The organism is Microbacterium paraoxydans (genome assembly GCF_020524545.1).
Lineage (GTDB): Bacteria > Actinomycetota > Actinomycetes > Actinomycetales > Microbacteriaceae > Microbacterium > Microbacterium paraoxydans_C.
Genome location: NZ_JAIVLG010000001.1, coordinates 86,187 through 104,735, shown reverse-complemented (window position 1 = coordinate 104,735; position 18,549 = coordinate 86,187). Strand labels below are relative to the sequence as shown.

General features: G+C 69.2%; 18 protein-coding genes. 4 read left to right on the top strand and 14 right to left on the bottom strand.

What is annotated here, in order from left to right:
• Nucleotides 1–46: 46 nt before the first annotated feature.
• The gene (locus LC041_RS00520) at nt 47–2,287 is read right to left on the bottom strand and encodes an ABC transporter ATP-binding protein (RefSeq protein WP_226531016.1); all 2,241 of its coding nucleotides are present in this window, start codon (nt 2,285–2,287) and stop codon (nt 47–49) included.
• Nucleotides 2,284–4,011 carry an ABC transporter ATP-binding protein gene (locus LC041_RS00515; RefSeq protein WP_226531015.1) on the bottom strand — a complete coding sequence of 576 codons (1,728 nt, stop codon included), beginning with the start codon at nt 4,009–4,011 and terminating at the stop codon, nt 2,284–2,286. Before LC041_RS00515 ends, LC041_RS00520 begins: the two co-directional genes overlap by 4 nt.
• A 227-nt stretch (nt 4,012–4,238) precedes the next feature.
• Here LC041_RS00515 and LC041_RS00510 point away from each other — a divergent pair, with 227 nt between their 5' ends.
• Together LC041_RS00510 and LC041_RS00505 are read left to right on the top strand one after the other, a co-directional pair.
• Nucleotides 4,239–5,300 (top strand): hypothetical protein, encoded by a 1,062-nt coding sequence (locus LC041_RS00510; protein ID WP_226531014.1) that lies wholly within the window; start codon nt 4,239–4,241, stop codon nt 5,298–5,300.
• Nucleotides 5,300–5,686, top strand: coding sequence for a GntR family transcriptional regulator (locus LC041_RS00505; protein WP_226531013.1), 387 nt, complete (start codon nt 5,300–5,302; stop codon nt 5,684–5,686). Before LC041_RS00510 ends, LC041_RS00505 begins: the two co-directional genes overlap by 1 nt.
• Nucleotides 5,687–5,854: 168 nt before the next feature.
• Here the strand turns inward: LC041_RS00505 and LC041_RS00500 are convergent, their stop codons facing one another.
• On the bottom strand, nt 5,855–6,916 hold the full coding sequence (locus LC041_RS00500; protein ID WP_226531012.1) for an enoyl-CoA hydratase/isomerase family protein: 1,062 nt from the start codon (nt 6,914–6,916) through the stop codon (nt 5,855–5,857).
• Nucleotides 6,917–7,028: 112 nt separating this feature from the next.
• Here LC041_RS00500 and LC041_RS00495 point away from each other — a divergent pair, with 112 nt between their 5' ends.
• Nucleotides 7,029–8,861: an ATP-binding cassette domain-containing protein gene (locus LC041_RS00495; RefSeq protein WP_226531011.1), complete on the top strand. Its 1,833-nt coding sequence runs from the start codon at nt 7,029–7,031 to the stop codon at nt 8,859–8,861.
• Nucleotides 8,862–8,913: 52 nt separating this feature from the next.
• Here LC041_RS00495 and LC041_RS00490 read toward each other — a convergent pair whose 3' ends face one another.
• The 11 genes from LC041_RS00490 to LC041_RS00440 all read right to left on the bottom strand — a co-directional run bounded on the left by LC041_RS00490 (nt 8,914) and on the right by LC041_RS00440 (nt 17,546).
• On the bottom strand, nt 8,914–9,363 hold the full coding sequence (locus LC041_RS00490) for a hypothetical protein (protein ID WP_226531010.1): 450 nt from the start codon (nt 9,361–9,363) through the stop codon (nt 8,914–8,916).
• 95 nt (nt 9,364–9,458) lie between these two features.
• On the bottom strand, nt 9,459–10,781 hold the full coding sequence (gene hemL, locus LC041_RS00485; protein WP_226531009.1) for a glutamate-1-semialdehyde 2,1-aminomutase: 1,323 nt from the start codon (nt 10,779–10,781) through the stop codon (nt 9,459–9,461).
• A 76-nt stretch (nt 10,782–10,857) separates the two neighbouring features.
• Nucleotides 10,858–11,835, bottom strand: a complete 978-nt coding sequence (gene hemB / locus LC041_RS00480) for a porphobilinogen synthase (RefSeq protein WP_226531008.1) — start codon at nt 11,833–11,835, stop codon at nt 10,858–10,860.
• On the bottom strand, nt 11,832–12,632 hold the full coding sequence (locus tag LC041_RS00475; RefSeq protein WP_226531007.1) for a uroporphyrinogen-III synthase: 801 nt from the start codon (nt 12,630–12,632) through the stop codon (nt 11,832–11,834). Before LC041_RS00475 ends, hemB begins: the two co-directional genes overlap by 4 nt.
• Nucleotides 12,629–13,624, bottom strand: a complete 996-nt coding sequence (hemC, locus tag LC041_RS00470; RefSeq protein WP_226531006.1) for a hydroxymethylbilane synthase — start codon at nt 13,622–13,624, stop codon at nt 12,629–12,631. Before hemC ends, LC041_RS00475 begins: the two co-directional genes overlap by 4 nt.
• 5 nt (nt 13,625–13,629) lie before the next feature.
• Entirely contained in the window at nt 13,630–14,310 is a 681-nt protein-coding gene (hemQ, locus tag LC041_RS00465) for a hydrogen peroxide-dependent heme synthase (protein ID WP_226531005.1), read from the bottom strand.
• Between the two features lie 77 nt (nt 14,311–14,387).
• Nucleotides 14,388–14,660 (bottom strand): hypothetical protein, encoded by a 273-nt coding sequence (locus LC041_RS00460; protein WP_226531004.1) that lies wholly within the window; start codon nt 14,658–14,660, stop codon nt 14,388–14,390.
• Nucleotides 14,647–15,054, bottom strand: a complete 408-nt coding sequence (locus LC041_RS00455; protein ID WP_021198266.1) for a phage holin family protein — start codon at nt 15,052–15,054, stop codon at nt 14,647–14,649. The genes LC041_RS00460 and LC041_RS00455 overlap by 14 nt, the downstream gene beginning before the upstream one ends.
• Before the next feature lies 1 nt (nt 15,055).
• Nucleotides 15,056–15,487: a hypothetical protein gene (locus LC041_RS00450; protein WP_226531003.1), complete on the bottom strand. Its 432-nt coding sequence runs from the start codon at nt 15,485–15,487 to the stop codon at nt 15,056–15,058.
• 149 nt (nt 15,488–15,636) lie between these two features.
• Nucleotides 15,637–17,187: a protoporphyrinogen oxidase gene (gene hemG / locus LC041_RS00445; protein WP_226531002.1), complete on the bottom strand. Its 1,551-nt coding sequence runs from the start codon at nt 17,185–17,187 to the stop codon at nt 15,637–15,639.
• 26 nt (nt 17,188–17,213) lie between these two features.
• Nucleotides 17,214–17,546, bottom strand: a complete 333-nt coding sequence (locus LC041_RS00440) for a metalloregulator ArsR/SmtB family transcription factor (RefSeq protein WP_226531001.1) — start codon at nt 17,544–17,546, stop codon at nt 17,214–17,216.
• A gap of 67 nt (nt 17,547–17,613) precedes the next feature.
• Here LC041_RS00440 and LC041_RS00435 point away from each other — a divergent pair, with 67 nt between their 5' ends.
• Nucleotides 17,614–18,525: an NAD(P)H-binding protein gene (locus LC041_RS00435; protein WP_226531000.1), complete on the top strand. Its 912-nt coding sequence runs from the start codon at nt 17,614–17,616 to the stop codon at nt 18,523–18,525.
• Nucleotides 18,526–18,549: the final 24 nt, after the last annotated feature.

Below are 18,549 nucleotides of genomic sequence, written 5' to 3'. Positions count from 1 at the left end.
ACGCCCCATCCCGCGTGAGCAGGATGGGGCGTCTGCGTGATGCCGGTCAGTCGCGAGAAGCGGAGCCGTCGGCGCCCTCCTCGAGAAGCGCTTGGGCGGCAGCCGTCTCGGCGGCCGGAACCTGAGCCCCGGCTGCGGCACCGGCGACGGCCGCAGCCGCGTGCACGCCCTCCTCGCCCGCATCGCCGGTGACCACGACCGGTGTCGAGCCGGTCAGGGCGTCTTCGGCGTCGATGTCCGTGGCCGCCTGCTCGAACTGCGACTGGTACAGGCGCCAGTAGGCCCCCTGCGCGGCGATCAGCTCGTCGTGCGTGCCCTTCTCCACGATGTCGCCGTGCTCCATCACGAGGATGAGGTCGGCGTCGCGGATCGTGGACAGACGGTGCGCGATCACGAAAGACGTGCGTCCTTCGCGAAGCGCGGCCATCGCATGCTGCAGCAGCAGCTCGGTACGGGTGTCGACGGCCGAGGTGGCCTCATCGAGGATGAGGATCGACGGCTGCGCGACGAAGGCCCTGGCGATGGTGATGAGCTGGCGCTCACCCGCCGAGACGTTCGCTGCGTCCTCGTCCAGCACCGTGTCATAGCCCTCGGGGAGAGCGTGCACGAAGCGGTCGACGTAGGTCGCCCTGGCCGCGGCGAGAACTTCTTCGTCGGTCGCGGTGGAGCGACCGTAACGGATGTTCTCGCGGATACTGCCGGCGAAGAGCCACGGGTCCTGGAGCACCATCCCGGTGCGCGAGCGCAACTCGTCGCGGGTGACCTCGGCGATGTCCTGGCCGTCGAGCATGATGCGCCCGCCGCTGAGCTCGTAGAAACGCATGATCAGGTTGACCAGGGTGGTCTTCCCCGCACCGGTCGGCCCGACGATCGCGACGGTCTGCCCCGGCTCCACCCGGAACGACAGGTCCTTGATCAGCGGACGATCCGGCGTGTAGGAGAACGCGACGTTCTCGAACTCGATGACCCCCTTGCCCTCGACGAGCGTGGGAGCCTCCGCGTCATCCGCCTCCTGCTCGTCGGCATCGAGCAGCTGGAACACCCGCTCCGCCGATGCCGTACCCGACTGCACCACCGCTGCCATGCCGCCGAGCTCGGAGAGAGGCTGCGTGAACTGCTGCGAGTACTGGATGAACGCCTGCACATCGCCGAGACGGAGCTGGCCGTTCGCGACCATCAGACCGCCGAGCACCGCGATGCCCACGTAGCTGAGGTTTCCGACGAACATCATCGCCGGCATGATGATGCCGGACAGGAACTGCGCCTTGAAGCTGGCCTGGAACAGCTCTTCGTTCTCGGCCTGGAACTTGTCGAGCGCGTCCTTCTCTCGTCCGAAGACCTTCACCAGCGCGTGGCCGGAGAACGCCTCCTCGACGCGGGCGTTGAGCCGCCCGACCTTGCGCCACTGCGTGCCGAACGCCTTCTGGGAACGCGGCCCGATGATGCCGAAGATCACGCCCATCAGCGGCAGCGTGATGAGGGCGACGAGGGCAAGCTGCCACGAGATCGAGAACATCATCACGAGCACGCCGATCACGGTGAGCACCGACGTGAGTGCGCCCGAAAGCGACTGCTGCATCGTCTGCGTGATGTTGTCGATGTCGTTCGTGACACGCGAGATCAGCTCACCGCGCTGCACCTTGTCGAAGTACGACAGGGGCAGGCGGTTGATCTTCGCCTCCACCGCCTCGCGCAGTCGCCACATGGTGCGCACCATGATCACGTTGATGACGTAGCCCTGGATCCAGGTGAGGAAGGCCGCGGCGACGTAGATGGCGAGGACAGCGGCGATGACCAGGCGCAGCGCCCCGAAGTCCACACCCTGACCGACCGTGAACTCGCCGAGCGCGCCGACCTGATTCGCGAAGTCGTCCTGACCCGCGCCTCGCAGCGCTTCGACCACGACATCCTGCGGCGTTCCCGCCGGGAACCCGGGGAAGTCACCGTTCGGCTGACCGAGTTGGATGGAGATGAACCCCGTGTAGACGAGGTTCGTGGCCTCGGCGAGCACCTTGGGCGCGGCGACCGTCAGCACGACGCCCAGAGCACCCAGGATCGACACGAAGACGAACCAGAGAGCCGAGGGCTTCAGCAACCCGATCATTCGCGCGAAGCTCGGCCCGAAGTTGTCGGCCTTGCCCGGTGCGACGCTGTCCCAGTCGCCGGAGTTCTGTCGAGCCTGCTCCGCGAGCTCGGCCTCGTACTTCTCCTCGGCGGTCAGCTCGACCTCGGCCACGGGAGTCGTGGCCTTGCGGCGGCCACGCGTGGGCTTGTGCTGCTCGCTCATGCGTCCACCCCCAGCTGCGACTCGACGATCTCGCGGTAGGTCTCGCTCGTCTCGAGCAGTTCCTCGTGCGTGCCGACGCCGACCATCGTGCCGCCGTCGAGGACCACGATGCGGTCGGCGTCCGTGATGGTGGAGATGCGCTGCGCGACCACGATCTTCGTCACATGCGGAAGCTCCCGCCACAGCGCCTGGCGGAGCCGGGCATCCGTTGTCAGATCGAGGGCCGAGAACGAGTCGTCGAAGACGAGGATCTGCGGCTGGTGCACGATCGCACGCGCGATCGCGAGACGCTGACGCTGACCACCCGAGACGTTCGTACCGCCCTGCGCGATGCGCGAATCGAGTCCGTCCGGCATCTCCTCGACGAAGTCACGGCCCTGAGCGATGTCGAGCGCATGCCACAGTTCTTCGTCGGTCGCGTCCTCTCGCCCGTAGCGCAGGTTCGAAGCGACGGTTCCGGTGAAGAGGAACGGACGCTGCGGTACCAGGCCGATACTGTCCCACAGCGCCTCGACATCGGCCTCGCGCACATCGGTCCCCCCGACGTGCACGGCACCGCCGGAGACGTCGAAGAGACGCGGGATGAGCGAGACGAGGGTCGTCTTGCCCGAGCCGGTCGAACCGACGATCGCGACGGTCTCACCCGGCTGCGCGGCGAAGCTGATGCCGGTGAGCACCGGAGAATCGGCCCCAGGATAGGTGAACTCGACGTCGTCGAGCGCCACGGAACCCGGAACCGGGAACTCGGTGACGCCGTTCTCGGGGCGGATCAGCGTGGACTCGGAGTCGAGGACCTCGCCGATGCGCTCGGCCGAGACCGCCGCGCGAGGGATCATCATCGCCATGAAGCTCGCCATGATGACTCCGCCCATGATCTGGCCGATGTACTGCATGAACGCGAACAACGTGCCGACCTGCACCGTGCCGTTGTTGACCTCGATGCCACCGAACCAGATGACCGAGACGACGGTGACGTTGAGGATGAGCATGAAGAGGGGGAAGAGCAGCACGAACAGCGAGCCGACCTTGCGCCCGACGACCATGATGTCGGTGTTGGCCCCGCGGAAGCGCTCTTCTTCGATGCCTTCGCGCACGAACGCACGGACCACGCGGACGCCGGTGAGCTGTTCGCGCATGATGCGGTTCACGTTGTCGAGCTTGCCCTGATAGCTGCGGAACAGCGGGACCATGCGACCGATCACGAGGGCGGCGAGGATCAGCAGCAGCGGCACCGAGACCGCGATCAGCCAGCTGAGGGTGACCTCGGTTCGCACGGCGAAGATGATGCCGCCGATCGCGAGCAGCGGCGCCGTGACGAGCATGGTCGCCCCCATCATCGCGAGCATCTGAACCTGCTGCACGTCGTTCGTGTTGCGAGTGATGAGCGAACCGGCGCCGAACTGCGAGACCTCGCGCTCGGAGAAGCCGCTGACCTTGCCGAAGACGTCGGAGCGGATGTCGCGGCCTGCCCCCATCGCGGCACGCGCGGCGAAGTAGGTCGCGGTGACCGACGCGATGATCTGCCCCAGTGAGACCGCGAGCATGAACAGGCCGGTGCGCCAGATGTAGGCGGTGTCACCGCGGGCGACGCCGTTGTCGATGATGTCGGCGTTCAAGCTCGGCAGGTAGAGGGTGCCTGCCACGCTGGCGAGCTGGAAGACCAGCACGGCGAGCAGCAGCCACCGGTATCGAGAGAGATAGCGGAAGAGGATTTTTCCCAGCACAGGCGGACTTTCTAGGAAGGATGAAGCGGCGGGTTTCTCGGCAGACGGATGCCGACCGACAACCGGCCACAAGACAGAGTGCCACGATCCGCGGACATTCGTATCCCCCTCTGGGTGGACCTTCGCTGACAGCGAACCGCCGTGACAGCAGCAGTTCTATCCATTCTTGTGTTTAGTCACTGATACAACTTGTGATAGACATGCAGTACAAAGAGAACGGACTCCGCATGCCTGACCTTTTCACCTCCACGCTCGCCTCCGCTCTGTGGCGCCTGGATGGCTGGCAGATGATCAGCGCGCTCTTCACGATGCCGTGGGTCTCTCTGGTCGTCGCGGCGATCATCGCGTGCGGCATCTGCGCGTTCCCCGGAAGGCGCGCGCGGAGGGAGAGCCGGATGCGGCTCGGGGCGACCACAGCCGGCGGCGGCGTCGCCCGCTATTCACGAGAGCACCGCACACTCGGCCTGACGGCGATCGGAGTGGTCGTCGTCTTCCTCGCCGAGAATCTGCTCTCCGGATACGTGCTCGATCTCAACGGCGTCATCTCCTGGTGGCGGTACGCGATGCCGGTGTTCACGGCGTCCGTCGGCATCGGACTCCTGCTCGCGATCGTCGCGACCCTCGGGAGCACACCCCCGGAACGACCGGTCGCCGCTCCCCGTCGCACGTGGCTGACTTTCAGTCCGCGCGCTGGAACGGCGGGAGCCGCCCTCACAGTGCTTGCTCTGACGGCCACCACGGTCCTGGCCGGTCTCGCTTCATCGAACATCGACGGCGGCCCCTATGTCTTCCTCGAGATAGGCATCAACAACGAGCCGATCGACCCGCTCCGACCCTGGTTCTATGGCTGGGCGTACGGCATCCCTGTGCTGATCTGCACCGCGGTCCTCCTGTTCATCGCCGTGGCCGCGCTCCACGCGAGCGCCGTCCGCCCGTTCCTGCGCCCGGAGACGGTAGCCGCAGAGCAGCGAGAACGCCGCGATGTCGCGACGGCGATCACCCGGACCGCGACGGCCGCTTTCCTCCTCGCTCTCGCGGGGGCATGGCGGTTCATCGCCGATGCCGGATCGGTCGCCGGTCTCACCGTCCAAAGCGACGGCGGCTCCGACTCCTACACCGCGTTCTGGCGATACGGCGAGGTCGCAGGCGTCGGAGGCGGTCTGGCACCGTTGCTGGAGATCGCTGCCTTCGTGCTCCTCTTCCTGGTGATCGCGCAGCTGTACCCGCGCGATCACGGCGCACGGACGGGCACTGAGGCCGAGAGCCACGCCGACAGCGAGGCCGTGTGATGAACCCGAATCCGAAGCTCTCGGCGGCAGATGAGGCCAATCCTGCGCTCGACATCTACCGGCAGTTGCGCGGCCTCATCGTCTCGGGCCAGCTCGGTGCCGGCGAACGACTGCCGACCGTGCGTCAGACGGCGAGCGATCTGGGCGTCGCCCCGGGCACCGTCGCACGTGCCTACAAGATGCTCGAGGCGGACGGGCTGGTGATCTCGCGCACCGCCGCCGGCACGCGTGTCTCCGAGTCGGCCGGGGTCCTCCCGGCCTCGGTGATCCGACGCCTCCGCGACTTGGTCGACGAGGCCGACACCCTCAGCGCCGAGCTCGATGACATCGTCGATGTGCTGCGGACGATCTGGCAGTGGCGCGCGGCCGAGGACCCCGGGGAGTAGCCCGACCCTGCTCTGGCCCGGCCCACCTGCCGGGGACCCCCTGCCCGCCTGTCGGGAGTTCCGGACCGAACCGACCGGAACGGCCGAAACCGTCCGACAAGCGGGCACACTCCCGACGGGTGAACACCGCACGCGGGCACACTCCCGACGGGTGAACACCTCGGCTCCTCAGAACAGCGGCGGACGGGGCACGTACGCCCGCGCCGCGGCCCCCGCATCCGGGGCGAGCTCGGCCAGCGTTGGCGGGTCCCACTTCGGGTTGCGGTCCTTGTCGACGAGCTGCGCACGGATGCCCTCGACCAGGTCCGGGTGCTCGTTGACGAACCACAGCACCCGCCGGTACTCGCCCTCGAGAGCTGCCCGCAACCCTCGGAGCTCGCGCGCCTCGCGCACGGCGTCGAGCGTGACGGTGAGCCCGGTCGGCGCGAGACCTTCCAGGAGGTCGGCGACGGACGCGGCCTCCGTGCTCCCCTGTGCCTGCAGGCGGTCGATGATCTCGCCCACGGTCGCGGCCGAGAACGCGTCGTCGATCCATGCCTTCGACGAGGGCAGCGGGGTGGGCTCGGGCGTCTCGTCGAAGAGCAGGACGATCTCGCTGGGACCCGTCGGGTCGGCGCGGAAGGCGAGAGCCTCCCTCAGCGCGTCCAGACGATCCGAGGGCACGAAGTGGTCCGCGAACCCCAGATACACCGCATCCGCACCGCTCATCGTCGCACCGGTCAGCCCGAAGTACTCCCCGAAGCGGCCGGGCGCTCGTCCGAGCAGCCAGGTGCCGCCGACATCGGGCGTGAAGCCGATACGCGTCTCGGGCATCGCCAGCTTCGAGCGCTCCGTGACGATGCGGATCGCCGCGTGACCGGCAAGACCGATCCCCCCGCCCATCGTGATGCCGTCGGCGAAGGCGACGACCGGCTTCGGATACTCCGCGATCATCGCGTTCAACGCGTACTCCGAGCGGAAGAACTCGGCGGTGCGCTCGGCCTGCCCGGCGACGATCTGCGCGTGCAGGGCACGCACATCTCCGCCCGCGCACATGCCGCGTTCCCCTGCCCCATCGATCAGCACGATCTGCACGTCGGTGTCGTCGCGCCAGGCGTCGAGCGCGTCGGTGAGCGTCTGGATCATCCCCTCGTCGAGCGCGTTGATCGCCTCCGGGCGATTGAGAGTGAGCCGCCCGAGCGCTCCTTCGGTGCGGATGAGGACACGGGATGCAGCCTGGGATTCGGTCACGCGTGCCAGGTTACCGCCTCCCCCGGGGCGGGGAATCCGCGCGAAATGCGGGATCCGACAGGCTTTTCCGGCAGGATAGGGAGGAACTGTTCACTGCGACGAGAGGTCACGGATGCCTGAAGGACAGGTGCTGGAGTTCACGCACGTGACGAAGCGCTTCAATGAGGTGACCGCCGTCTCGGACTTCTCCGCGCGCGTCGAGCCCGGCGCCGTCACCGCCTTCCTCGGCCCGAACGGCGCCGGCAAGACGACCACCCTGCGAATCCTGCTCGGTCAGGTGCGCGCCACGTCCGGAACGGCCACGATCGGTGGAACGACCTACGCGGAGCTCCGCCAGCCGCTGCGCACCATCGGCGCGGTCCTCGAAGAGACCGTCTATCGTCCTCGTCGCACAGCCGAGCGCCAGCTGACGATCGCCGCCAAGGCGAACGGCATCCCGCTCGCCCGCGTCGGGGAGGTCCTCTCCCTCGTCGGCTTGGACTCCGAAGGCGACTCCCGGATCGGCGGCTTCTCGCTCGGCATGCGCCAGAGACTGAGCGTCGCGCACGCCCTCCTCGGGGACCCGGGCGCACTCGTCTTCGACGAACCGGCCAACGGGCTCGACCCCGAGGGCATCCGCTGGATGCGCCTTCTGATGCGTCGCCTCGCCGACGAAGGACGCACGGTGCTCGTGTCATCGCACGTGCTCAGCGAGGTGGAGCAGGTCGCCGACGACGTCCTCGTCCTCTCGAAGGGCCGGTTGGTGCTGGCCAGCGGCATCGAGACCCTGGCCGATCCGCAAGGCGGCTCCGTCATCGTGGACGCCGCGGATCGTGGTGCACTCCGCGCCGCACTCGACGCGGCCGGATTCGACATCGAGGTCCTTCGCTCCGGTCTGACCGTGCGGGGCGGAGACGCCGGGACCGTCGGCGCGGTCGCCGCCGAGGCCGGGATCGCCCTGAGCACTCTCGTGCAGCGCGGACCGACTCTGGAAGACGTCTTCATCGACCTGATGCGTGGCGGCCGACTGGCACCGCGCGCGGACACGACCACGCCCCCGCTGGATGCGCCGTCACCCGCTGCCGTGCCCGACGAGACCGGGCCAGAGGGTACCGAGCCCGCCGAGTCCACAGTTGCGATCCCGGTAGCCGCCGCCACAGCCTGGTCCGCCGAGGATGCTGCTGCGTCGGCGACCGTCGACGACGATTCGAACGACGACGTCTCCGATTCGTCCACCCCCGAGCCGGACGACGAGACTCCTGTGGCTGAGGCTCTCCCCCACGAGGACGACGACGATCGCCACGGCGGCGAGGACCAGGTCGAAACGAGCCGGACCGAGGATGCCGCCCAGACCGAGGATGCCGCCCTGGGCGAGGAGCCCCCGGCGCGCTCTTTCGACGAGATCCTCTTCGGCGCCGCAGCCCCCGTCACCTCCCCCACGGTCACAGCCGACGGGGAGACTCCGCGGCACGACGTCGCCGAGGTCTTCACCACGAGTGACGACGCCGAGACGAAAGCGCCCGAGCACGCCGCCGCGGACGACGTGGAGGCAGGCGACGGGATCGCCGGCGAGCACGGCGCGGACGACCACGACGACACGTCGGAGGGCGATGCCCCTGCCGGTGTCGAGATCTTCGCCGACCTCGACACCACGGAGGAAGCCGAGGGCGCCGAACAAGCCCAGGAGACCGGGGAGGCCGACCCGCGGTCGGCAGCCGTCAGCTCGATGCTCGCTGCGGCCGCGCGCGCGTACTACGAGGACGAGCCGAAGGACTACCCGCTGGGCCGTGAAACCGAAGCCAGCGACGAGGACCCCGTGGAGGACGGTGCCCACTGGAGCGTCGCCTCCACCGGCGTGATCGACACGGTTCCGCAGGCCGAGTCCCTGTCCGAGGACGCGAGCGCCGAGGAATCCGGCGACGACCCTGCAGACGGCGAGAGCCACGAGGGCGACCACCACGGTTGAGCCGCCCGCAACAGAACGGGGCGCAGGTTTCGCGCGTCGGACCGCGGTGCGCTCAGGCCGGCCGCGGGCGGATGACCGGTCGGCGGCTCCCCTTCGCGACGGGGATCGGCGCCGTGGCGACGATCTCCTCGACGTTCGCGGGCTCCGATGACACGTCGAGCCGGAGTGCCTGCGTGAGCGCGAGACCGTGCCGCGTCGTGAGGATGAGGCGACGGTACTGCTCGTCGCCCTCGAGGTCGATGACGACGCTCGGACGACGACGGCGGATGAGCACGAAGTCGAGGCTGCCCGCGGCCTTCCAACTCCCCGCGGCCAGGACTCCGGGGATATGCGTGCCGGGGTTCGGGACCCCACGCAGCCAGGTCCATGCGTCGTCGGTCAGCTGAACCTTGGTGATGGTGTCGCGCACGATCCTGAGGTTCTCACGGTGGAATGTCGCGGCACGTTCCAGCGGCGAGAGCACGACTTCGAGTTGCGTCTGGTCCAGCAGCAACGTCACCATGACACTTAGTCTGCCAGCGCCGCCCTGCCAGTTGTCTGGAAGTTGCTCACAGGAACGCAACGATCCCTTGTGGGGTCACACCATTCCCCGCCGCACTACGGGCGAGCCGCTGCCGCGGCCTCCGCGGCGGCGGGCAGTGCCGCTTCGATGAGCCCGAGCTCTTCGTCGCCGTGCGCGGCCGTCAGGAACCATGCCTCGAAGACACTCGGCGGCAGAGCCACCCCCTGCTCCCGCAAGGAGTGGAAGAAGGGCGCATAGCGGTACGACTCCTGCGCCTGAGCCTCGGCGTAGTTCCGCGGGACCGCCCCACGGAACGAGGCGCTGAACAGACTGCCCGCCCGCGCGACCGCATGAGTGACGCCGGCAGATGCGAGGGCGGCATCCAGCGCTGCGGAGAGCCGAGCGGATGCCGCATCGATGGTCGCGTAGACCTCGGGCGTCGCGAGCCGCAACGTCGCGAGGCCTGCCGCGACGGACAGTGGATTCCCCGAGAGCGTCCCTGCCTGATACACCGGTCCCAGAGGCGCGAGCAGGTCCATGACCTCAGCTCGACCACCGAGTGCGGCCAACGGCATCCCGCCGCCGACGACCTTGCCGAACGTGACGATATCGGGCAGGTAGTCCTCGCCGGCCGACGCCTGCAGTCCCCAGAAGCCCGCAGGGTGCACACGGAACCCCGTGAGCACCTCGTCGAGGATCATCAGCGCACCGTGCGCGTGCGCGGTCTCGGCGATCAGGCGGTTGAACCCCGGGAGCGGAGGGACGACGCCCATGTTCGCTGCCGATGCCTCGACGATCACGGCGGCGATCCGCTGCCCGTGCTCGGCGAACACGGCGGCCAGCGCCTCGGGGTCGTTGTAGCCGATCACGAGCGTCTGCGCGGCGATGGGCGCCGGCACCCCTGCCGAGCCAGGAAGCGCCAGGGTCGCGACCCCGGAGCCGGCCTCTGCGAGAAGCCCGTCGGAGTGACCGTGGTAGTGCCCGGCGAACTTCACGAGCAGGTCGCGGCCGGTCGCTCCGCGTGCGAGACGGATCGCCGTCATCGTGGCCTCGGTCCCGGTGGACACCAATCGAACGCGCTCGATCGGACGGATCTCGCCGAATCGGACCCGGTCGGCGATCAGCGCCGCGAGTTCCACTTCGCCCTCGGTCGGAGCGCCGAACGAGAGTCCGCGGGTCGCGGCCTCCTGCACCGCCGCGACGACTTCCGGGTGAGCATGGCCGAGAAGCGCGGGCCCCCACGAGGCCACCAGGTCCACGTACTGACGCCCTGCGGCGTCGGTGACCGTGGCGCCCAGTGCCGACGCCAGGAAGCGCGGCGTCCCTCCGACCGAACCATAGGCGCGAACCGGCGAGTTGACACCGCCGGGGATCACCGCCCTGGCAGCGGAGAACAGGTCGTCATTGCGGTCGGTCATGAAAGCTCCTCAGCGATGCGCGGAATCGTCCCGCCATCCCCTCCAGGCTAACCGTCGAGCGAGGCCTCCGAAGACGTCAGTCACGCAGCCAGGCCGCGGCCTCGGTCGCCCAGTACGTCAGCACCGCATCCGCACCCGCCCGCCGGATGGACAGCAGCGATTCGAGCACGGCAGCGCGTCTGTCGATCCAGCCGTTCGCACCGGCGGCCTCGATCATGGCGTACTCGCCGGAGACCTGGTACGCCCACACCGGAACGCTCACGGTGTCGCGGACCTCGCGCAGCACGTCGAGGAACGCCATCGCCGGCTTCACCATCACGATGTCGGCGCCCTCGGCCTCATCGACGACAGCCTCACGCACGCCCTCTCGGCGATTGCCGGGGTCGAGCTGGTACGTGCGCCGGTCGCCTTGCAGCTGCGAGTCGACGGCCTCCCGGAACGGTCCGTAGAAGGCGCTCGCGTACTTCGCGGCGTAGGCGAGCAGAAGCGTGTCGGTGAAGCCCTCGGCGTCCAAGGCCGCGCGGATCACCGCGACCTGACCGTCCATCATGCCCGACAGCCCGAGCAGGTGCGACCCCGCCCGCGCCTGGGAGAGCGCCATCGACGTGTACCGCTCCAGCGTGGCGTCGTTGTCGACCGAACCGTCGCCGTCGAGCACACCGCAGTGACCGTGGTCGGTGAACTCGTCGAGGCAGAGGTCCGTCTGGACCACGAGTGCGTCGCCGACCTCGGCCGCGAGCGCCGCGGTCGCGACGTTGAGGATGCCGTTGGGGTCGTCGGCACCGGAGCCGCGGGCATCGCGGACCGCCGGGACGCCGAACAGCATCACACCGCCGACGCCCGCTTCCGCCGCCTCCACCGCCGCCGCGCGCAGCGAGTCGATCGAGTGCTGCGCGACACCGGGCATCGAGCCGATCTCCACCGGCTCGGTGAGACCCTCCCGGACGAACAGCGGGAGTACGAGCTGCCGCGGCTCCAGCGAGGTCTCGCGCACGAGGTCGCGCACGGCCCGAGACCGGCGCAAGCGCCTCAGGCGGACGTCGGGGAAGCTCACGGTGCGAACTCGTCGGCCGCGTGCGGAAGGGTGAAGTGCGAGACCGCGTCGATCAGCGCATCGATCGTCTGTCGGTCGGCGACCACCGACACGGGCAGACCAGCGCGCTGGGCGTCCTTCGCCGTGCGCGGTCCGATCGCGGCGAGCAGCGTCTCATCCGGGATCTCCGGGAACTGTTCGCGCACCTGCTGGGCGACCGAGCCGCTGGTGACGAGGATCGCGTTGATGCGACCGTTCTCGACATCGCGGCGGATGCGCTCCGTCACAGGGACGCCGACCGTCCGATACGCGACGACGCCGTGGACGTCGTGTCCTGCCTCGGAGAGCAGGCGGCTGAGCACCGGCTTCGCGATCTCGCTGCGCAGGGCGAGGATGCGGCGCGGTTCCTTCTCGAGATCGATGAGCTGCCGCGCCATGCCCTCGGCGGAGTTGTCCTGCTCGGGGACCAGCGCGACCTCATAGCCGACGGCCTGCAGCGCGGCGGCCGTCGTCTCGCCGACCGCGGCGATCTTGGTCGATCGGGGCACGATCGCCCGATGCGCGAAGAGGACGTCCACGGTGGTCGCACTCGTGACCGTGAGCCAGTGGAACTCCCCGGCGGCGAGCTGCGCGAGCGCGGTGTCGAGCGTCGCCTGATCGGTCGTCGGGGCGAAGTTGATGAGCGGAGCCACGACGGGGACGGCGCCCAGCGCTCGGAGGCTCGCGGCGACGCTGTCGCCCCATGGCCCGCCACGGGGCACCAGAATGCGCCAGCCGTCCAGCGGTCGGTCCTGCTTGGTTTCTTCGGAAGTGGTCATGAGGATTGCTCTCGGGATACGAGGCCGGCCGCCCCTTGATCGAGCAGCCGACGGGCAACAGTGAACCCGAGCTCGCGCGCTGCGTGCATCGGGTCTGCACCATCGGCAGCATCCGCTCCATTGCCACTGCCGTTCCGACGAATATACTCCCCGTTCAGGTCGTCGGTGACGTCGAGGCCGATCCGGCGGCCGCCGTCCGCGGCGTAGACGACCGTTCTGACGCGGACCGACGAGCCGTCGACGACGGCATGCGCAGCCATCGGGGCCTGGCACCCCGCATCGAGCCCTTGCAGGATCGCTCGCTCCACCGTGATGGCCAGGCGAGTGTCCCTGTCGTCGAGACCGGCGAGGGCGTCGAGCAGCTCCCGCGGTGCGTCCGCACGGGTCTCCACCGCGAGCGAACCCTGCCCCGGAGCGGTCGGCCACTCGGCGAGCCCGAGCTCCTCGCGCTGGAGGGGAGTCTTCGCGTCGAGCCGCGACAGCCCTGCCGCAGCGAGGATGACGGCATCCAGCTCGCCCGAGACGACACGCGCGAGGCGTGAATCCACGTTGCCGCGGATGTCGACCACCTCCGCACCAGGCGCCCGTCGGTGGACCTGCGCGATGCGGCGCGGAGAGCCTGTGCCGACCGTGCTGCCGGGGCCGAGCTCGTGCAGCGGGACACCATCTCGGGTGAGGACGACATCTCGCGGATCCTCCCGCTTCGGCGTCGCCGCGATGACGAGTCCCTCGGGGACCGCGGTCGGCAAGTCCTTGAGGGAGTGGACGAGGAAGTCGCACTCGCCCGCGAACAGCGCCTCGCGCAATCGCGTGGCGAAGATGCCCTGGCCGCCGATCTCGGAGAGGGAAGCGCGATTCGTGTCGCCCTCGCTGGTGATCGGGACGAGTTCGACAGGGCGACCGGAGAGCTTCTCGAGCGCGGTCGCGACATGGCCCGACTGCGCCTGCGCGAGCGCGCTGCGACGGGTTCCCAGACGGATGGGGGTGCTCATGGCGCCTACTGGAGGACGTCCGCGATCTCGTCGAACCGGAGTCTGCGCCCCGTGTAGAAGGGCACCTCCTCCTTCACGTACATGCGTGCGTCCGTGTAGCGCAGGTCGCGCATCAGGTCGACGAGATCGGTGAGCTCATCGGCCTCGAGCGGCAGGAGCCACTCGTAGTCGCCGAGCGCGAAGGACGCGACCGTGTTGGCGAGGACACCGGTGAACGCCGCACCCCGGCGTCCGTGGTCGGCCAGCATCGTTCGCCGCTCCTGCTCCGGAGCGAGGTACCACTCGGGCGTGCGCACGAACGGGTACAGGCACAGCCAGTCCTTGGGCTCGATGCCGCGGAGGAAGCCGGGGACGTGGGCGCGATTGAACTCGGCGTCACGATGCACGCCCATCACGTTCCACACCGGGAGGAGCGGACGCAGGAGCTCGGTGCGGCGCAGACGTCGAAGCGCCTTCTGCAGCTCTTCCGCGGTGTCGCCGTGCAGCCACACCATGAGGTCGGCGTCGGCCTTGAGTCCGGAGACGTCATAGAAGCCTCGAACGGTCACGCCGGAGTCCTCGATGTACGCGACGATCGTCTCGAGCTCCGTCGACTCGCTCTCCGTCACGGGAACATCGGGGTTCCGTCGCCAGACGGCCCAGAGTGTGAAGCCGGACGGGTTCTCAGCGCTCTCTTCGGACATCATGCTCCCCAGTCTGCCTCGTTTGTGCAGGAGCCGCTAATCACCCCAGAAGCGGTCCCGACCTCACGCAACGCTGCGCGTCAACGCGAGATCACGCGCGCGATCGCCCAGACCGCGCCGCCCACGGCCGCAGCGACGCCGACGGCTGCGGCGATCGCGCCGATCGGATTACGATCGGCGAACACCCGGGCCTTCGCGGCCGCGCGCGTGGATGCCTTCTCGAGCCGGCGCGGAAGGTTGCCCTTGACCTCGATGGCGGCGAGGGCGGCTTTCAGCTCGGCGCGCGCGGAGGCGACCGGGTCGACGATCCCGTCGGGAACGGCGGTGCGCGGCATGGGCTCAGAACTCGTCATCGCCGGCCTCCTTCACGAGTCGGATGTCTTCCGCTACGGCCTGCGCCGGGTTCTGGCGCGCGAGGACCTTGCGGAACTTCAGGATGCCGAGCAGCGCGAACAGCAGCACGGCGAGGATCAGGATGCCGAAGACCGCGATCGCCGAGAGCCACACGGGCCACCACGACGAGAGTCCGGCGATCGCGAAGACCAGGATGACGGGCACGGCCCAGAACAGGAAGAACAGGGCGACGAGGAACCACACGGAGCCGATCCCGGCGTCCTTCGAGGTTCGGGAGATCCACGCCTTCGCCGCGTCGATCTCGGCCTTGACCAGATTCGTGACGAGTTCCGGCAGATCCCCGAGAAGGGTCAGCAGGCTGTCGTCCGCACGATCACGGTAGCCGCGGGGCATCTCAGGCGCCGGACTTCTTGGGAGCGGACTTGGTGGCCGCCGGCTTCTTCGCGGCGGGTTTCTTCGCGGCGGGTTTCTTGGCCGGAGCATCCGCCGTCGCCTTCGCGGCCTCGACCGCTTCCTCGGTGGCTTCGGCGAGGTCTTCCGCCGCCTCACGACCGGTGGCGATGGCGGAGTCGAGTCGCTGACCGGGAGTGCCGGAGCCGCTGACCGACTTCGCGACCTTCACGACCCCGGTCCAGAGCGCACCGGGAACGGCGGCCGCCTTGTCGCCGACGAAGCCCTTCACCTTGGTGACCTGCTCCTGCACCGGGTCGAGGTGCCATACCTTCAGCCACTGCGTCTTGATCTGTTCGTAGCGCTCACGTCCGGCACGGGTGCCGAGGACGTAGCCCACGCCGAGTCCGACGACGAGTCCGATCTTCCCCTTCATGGGGTCTCCTCACCTTGTTCCGGTTGTCCGGCCAGATTCGCCCGGCTTGGATCGGCCGCAGGCGTCGCGCCCGTCGGCCAGGTACCCAGCGTAACCCCGTATGCCGATTTCGGCATCTATACGCCGGAGGGTTGACACGGAGAGGTACCTCAGTCCCACAACAGGGTGCGCCGCAGGCGGTCCGCCTCGTCCCGCGCATCCGGGATCACCTGCGCGAGCCCCGTTCCGGCGAGCCAGGCACCGACTGCAGCAAGCCCGGGAACCGCGTGGACCGCAGTCCGAGCGGCCTTGCGCCGGTCTCCGGATCCGATGATCGACGCCGGCTGCGACTGCACGAAACGACCGCGATGGGCGGCGAGGACGGCCGCGGGGGCGAGGGGGACTCCGAGCAGCGCGGCGGCTTCTCGCCGAGCGAGATCGGCGGTGTCCGCGTCGCTCAGCTCCGCAGTCGCCGCCGGCTCCCCTTGCGCTCCGAACGACACCCGGACGATGTGACGATCCCCTGCCGCTTCGTGCACCCACGCCCACTTCGCGGTCGAGTGCGTCAGCGCCTTGGCGGTGTGGCTGCCCGGCACCGTGAGGACTCCGGTGCCGCGCGGGGTGGCATCCAACGCTGGCGCGTCGAGTATCAGGGTGACGATCTCGATCTCGGGCGAAGCCGCCGCCTCCGTCTTCCGCAGGTCGGGCACCACCGAGGACAGGAGCTCCCGCGCCGTGGACTCGGGTGTCGCGATGATCACGGCGTCGGCGGCGAGAGCGTCGACCACCGGGGCGGGGGATTCCTCCGCCCCGTCCGTGGCGGGGGGAAGATCGACGGCAGGCGCGGTCTCGATCTCCACCGTCCAGGCGCCCCCGGCACTGCGCACGCTGCGCGCTCTCGCGCCCGTGCGCACGTCGGCGTCGAGACGCCCCAGATCGGCGGCGAGCGCGTCGACGAGGGCGCTCATGCCTCCGGAGAGCCCTTCGACCGCAGCTCCGGGCGTCTTGTCCGCCGCGCCTGCCGTTGCCTGGGGCTCCCTCGCCTTGGCTGCCACGTCACGGAGCGACTGCACGGCTCCGGAGAGGGAGCCGACTCGGGTGAGCGCCGCGTTGAGGCCGGGGGCTGCGACATCGATGTCCACGTCATCGGGAGACGCGGAGTAGACGCCGGTCGTGACGGGCGCGACGAGACGGTCGCGCACCTTGGGCCCCATGCGCGAGGCGACCAGCTTGCCGAGGCTGAGCTCGTGGCCGATCGTGAGGGGCGGCCGCACGCGATCGAGGTACGCGCGCCAGACGCCGGACCACCCGATGATGCGGCGCACGTCGTCCTGGAAGGGATTCGCCGGGATGCCGAGGATGCCTCCGACCGGGAGCGGTGCCGCCCCCACGCCCGGAATACCTGCCAACCACGCGGCGCCCGCCTGCGGAGCCACGATGCGATCCGCGAGACCGAGTTCCTCGACGAGGGCGCGCACGTGCCCGCCCCTGGTCGCATAGCTCTCGGCCCCGGCATCCACGACGACTCCGTCCAGCTCGACCTGACGGATCGCGCCTCCCAGGTCCTCCGCGGCGTCGAGCAGAGTGACGTGCATCCCGACCTTCGCGCACTCCCGCGCCGCGACGAGTCCGCCGATGCCCCCGCCGATCACGACCACGTGCTTCTGCGCCGCGCGGGCGGCGAGGTCGGACGGCTCTACGGTGGAGGGATCGGGGGTCATGCCCTCAATTCTTCCACCCGCGCGGTTCAGACCTCGACGGGCTCAGAGCTGCCGCGTCCGCGCTTGCGGACCTCGCGCAGCACGATCTGCTCGGGGCAGACGGTCGAGAGGAAGTCGCCGACCGAGAGCGCGAGGCGTTCGCCGACGAGTGAGTAGAGGATGCGGTTGGCGTCGCGGCGCTCGGCGACGAGTCCGGCCTGGCGGAGGACGCTCAGGTGACGGGAGATGGTCGGCCCGCTCGAGGAGAAGCGCGACGCGATCTCGCCGGCCGCGAGTTCACCCTCTTTCAGATCCTGCAGGATCTGGCGCCGGGTGGGGTGCGCCAGCGCCGCGAAGATGTCGCCCGCGCTGTCTGCCATGGTTGCAATATAGCATCTTTGCTAGATACTCTTTAGCTGCATAGCTAATTAGCAAAGGAGAGACACCGTGCGGGTAGCGATCACAGGTGGCACCGGATTCGTCGGCAGGAATCTCGCCGACCGACTCGACGACGCGGTCGTGATCTCCCGCCGGAGCGGCGTCGAGATCACCGACGTGGAGGCCTTGACCGAAGCCTTCGAGGGGTGCGATGCCGTGGCGCACTGCGCCGGGATCAACCGGGAGATCGGGGGACAGACCTTCCGTCGTGTGCACGTGGACGGGACGAGGGCCGTCGTGGAGGCAGCCCGCCGCGCCGGCGTGCAGCGCATCGTCCTCGTCAGCTTCCTCCGGGCACGCCCCGACTGCGGCTCCGGCTATCACGAGTCGAAGTGGGAGGCGGAGGAGATCGTCCGCGCCTCTGGCATCCCGCACACGATCCTCAAGTCCGGCATGATCTACGGCCCCGGCGATCACATGGTCGATCACGTGACCAAGGCGGTGCGGACCCTGCCCTTCTTCTGGACCGTCGGCTACCGAGAGCGCACGGCACGACCGGTGCCCGTGGAGGACGCGGTCGACGTCCTCGTCGCCGCCCTCGAAGGTCGCATCGAGGAGCCGACGATCGCGGTCATGGGTGCGGACGAGGTCACGCTCGGCGAGGCCATCCGTCGCATCGCCCGTGTCGCCGGACGTCGTCCCGCCTACCTCCCGGTGCCGACGTGGATCGTGCGGGCACTGGCCCAGGTGACCGAGTGGACGATGGTCGTCCCCCTCGTGGCGAAGGCCCAGGCGCGGATGCTCGCGGAGGGCGTGAGCGAGGCCGCACCGTTCGCCCCCGAGGCACCGGTCGGCATCCGCCCCGCACGAGCGTTCGACGACGAGCGCATCCGCGCGGCACTCCCTGCCGGGGGCTTCACCGCCTCCGACCTGCGGATCATGCGTTGCCTGCGGCGGGCGGCGGGCTTTCGAATCGCGTGAATGGTCGCTTTCGGCTCACGGATA

Coding starts and splice junctions, on each gene's coding strand:
- LC041_RS00495 (WP_226531011.1), top strand. CDS start 7,029: ATGCCTGAAGGACAGGTGCTGGAGTTCACGCACGTGACGAAGCGCTTC.
- LC041_RS00505 (WP_226531013.1), top strand. CDS start 5,300: ATGAACCCGAATCCGAAGCTCTCGGCGGCAGATGAGGCCAATCCTGCG.
- LC041_RS00490 (WP_226531010.1), bottom strand. CDS start 9,363: ATGGTGACGTTGCTGCTGGACCAGACGCAACTCGAAGTCGTGCTCTCG.
- hemC (WP_226531006.1), bottom strand. CDS start 13,624: ATGAGCACCCCCATCCGTCTGGGAACCCGTCGCAGCGCGCTCGCGCAG.
- LC041_RS00510 (WP_226531014.1), top strand. CDS start 4,239: ATGCCTGACCTTTTCACCTCCACGCTCGCCTCCGCTCTGTGGCGCCTG.
- LC041_RS00450 (WP_226531003.1), bottom strand. CDS start 15,487: ATGAAGGGGAAGATCGGACTCGTCGTCGGACTCGGCGTGGGCTACGTC.
- hemQ (WP_226531005.1), bottom strand. CDS start 14,310: ATGATGTCCGAAGAGAGCGCTGAGAACCCGTCCGGCTTCACACTCTGG.
- LC041_RS00440 (WP_226531001.1), bottom strand. CDS start 17,546: ATGGCAGACAGCGCGGGCGACATCTTCGCGGCGCTGGCGCACCCCACC.
- LC041_RS00455 (WP_021198266.1), bottom strand. CDS start 15,054: ATGCCCCGCGGCTACCGTGATCGTGCGGACGACAGCCTGCTGACCCTT.
- hemL (WP_226531009.1), bottom strand. CDS start 10,781: ATGACCGACCGCAATGACGACCTGTTCTCCGCTGCCAGGGCGGTGATC.
- LC041_RS00460 (WP_226531004.1), bottom strand. CDS start 14,660: ATGACGAGTTCTGAGCCCATGCCGCGCACCGCCGTTCCCGACGGGATC.
- LC041_RS00475 (WP_226531007.1), bottom strand. CDS start 12,632: ATGACCACTTCCGAAGAAACCAAGCAGGACCGACCGCTGGACGGCTGG.
- hemG (WP_226531002.1), bottom strand. CDS start 17,187: ATGACCCCCGATCCCTCCACCGTAGAGCCGTCCGACCTCGCCGCCCGC.
- LC041_RS00520 (WP_226531016.1), bottom strand. CDS start 2,287: ATGAGCGAGCAGCACAAGCCCACGCGTGGCCGCCGCAAGGCCACGACT.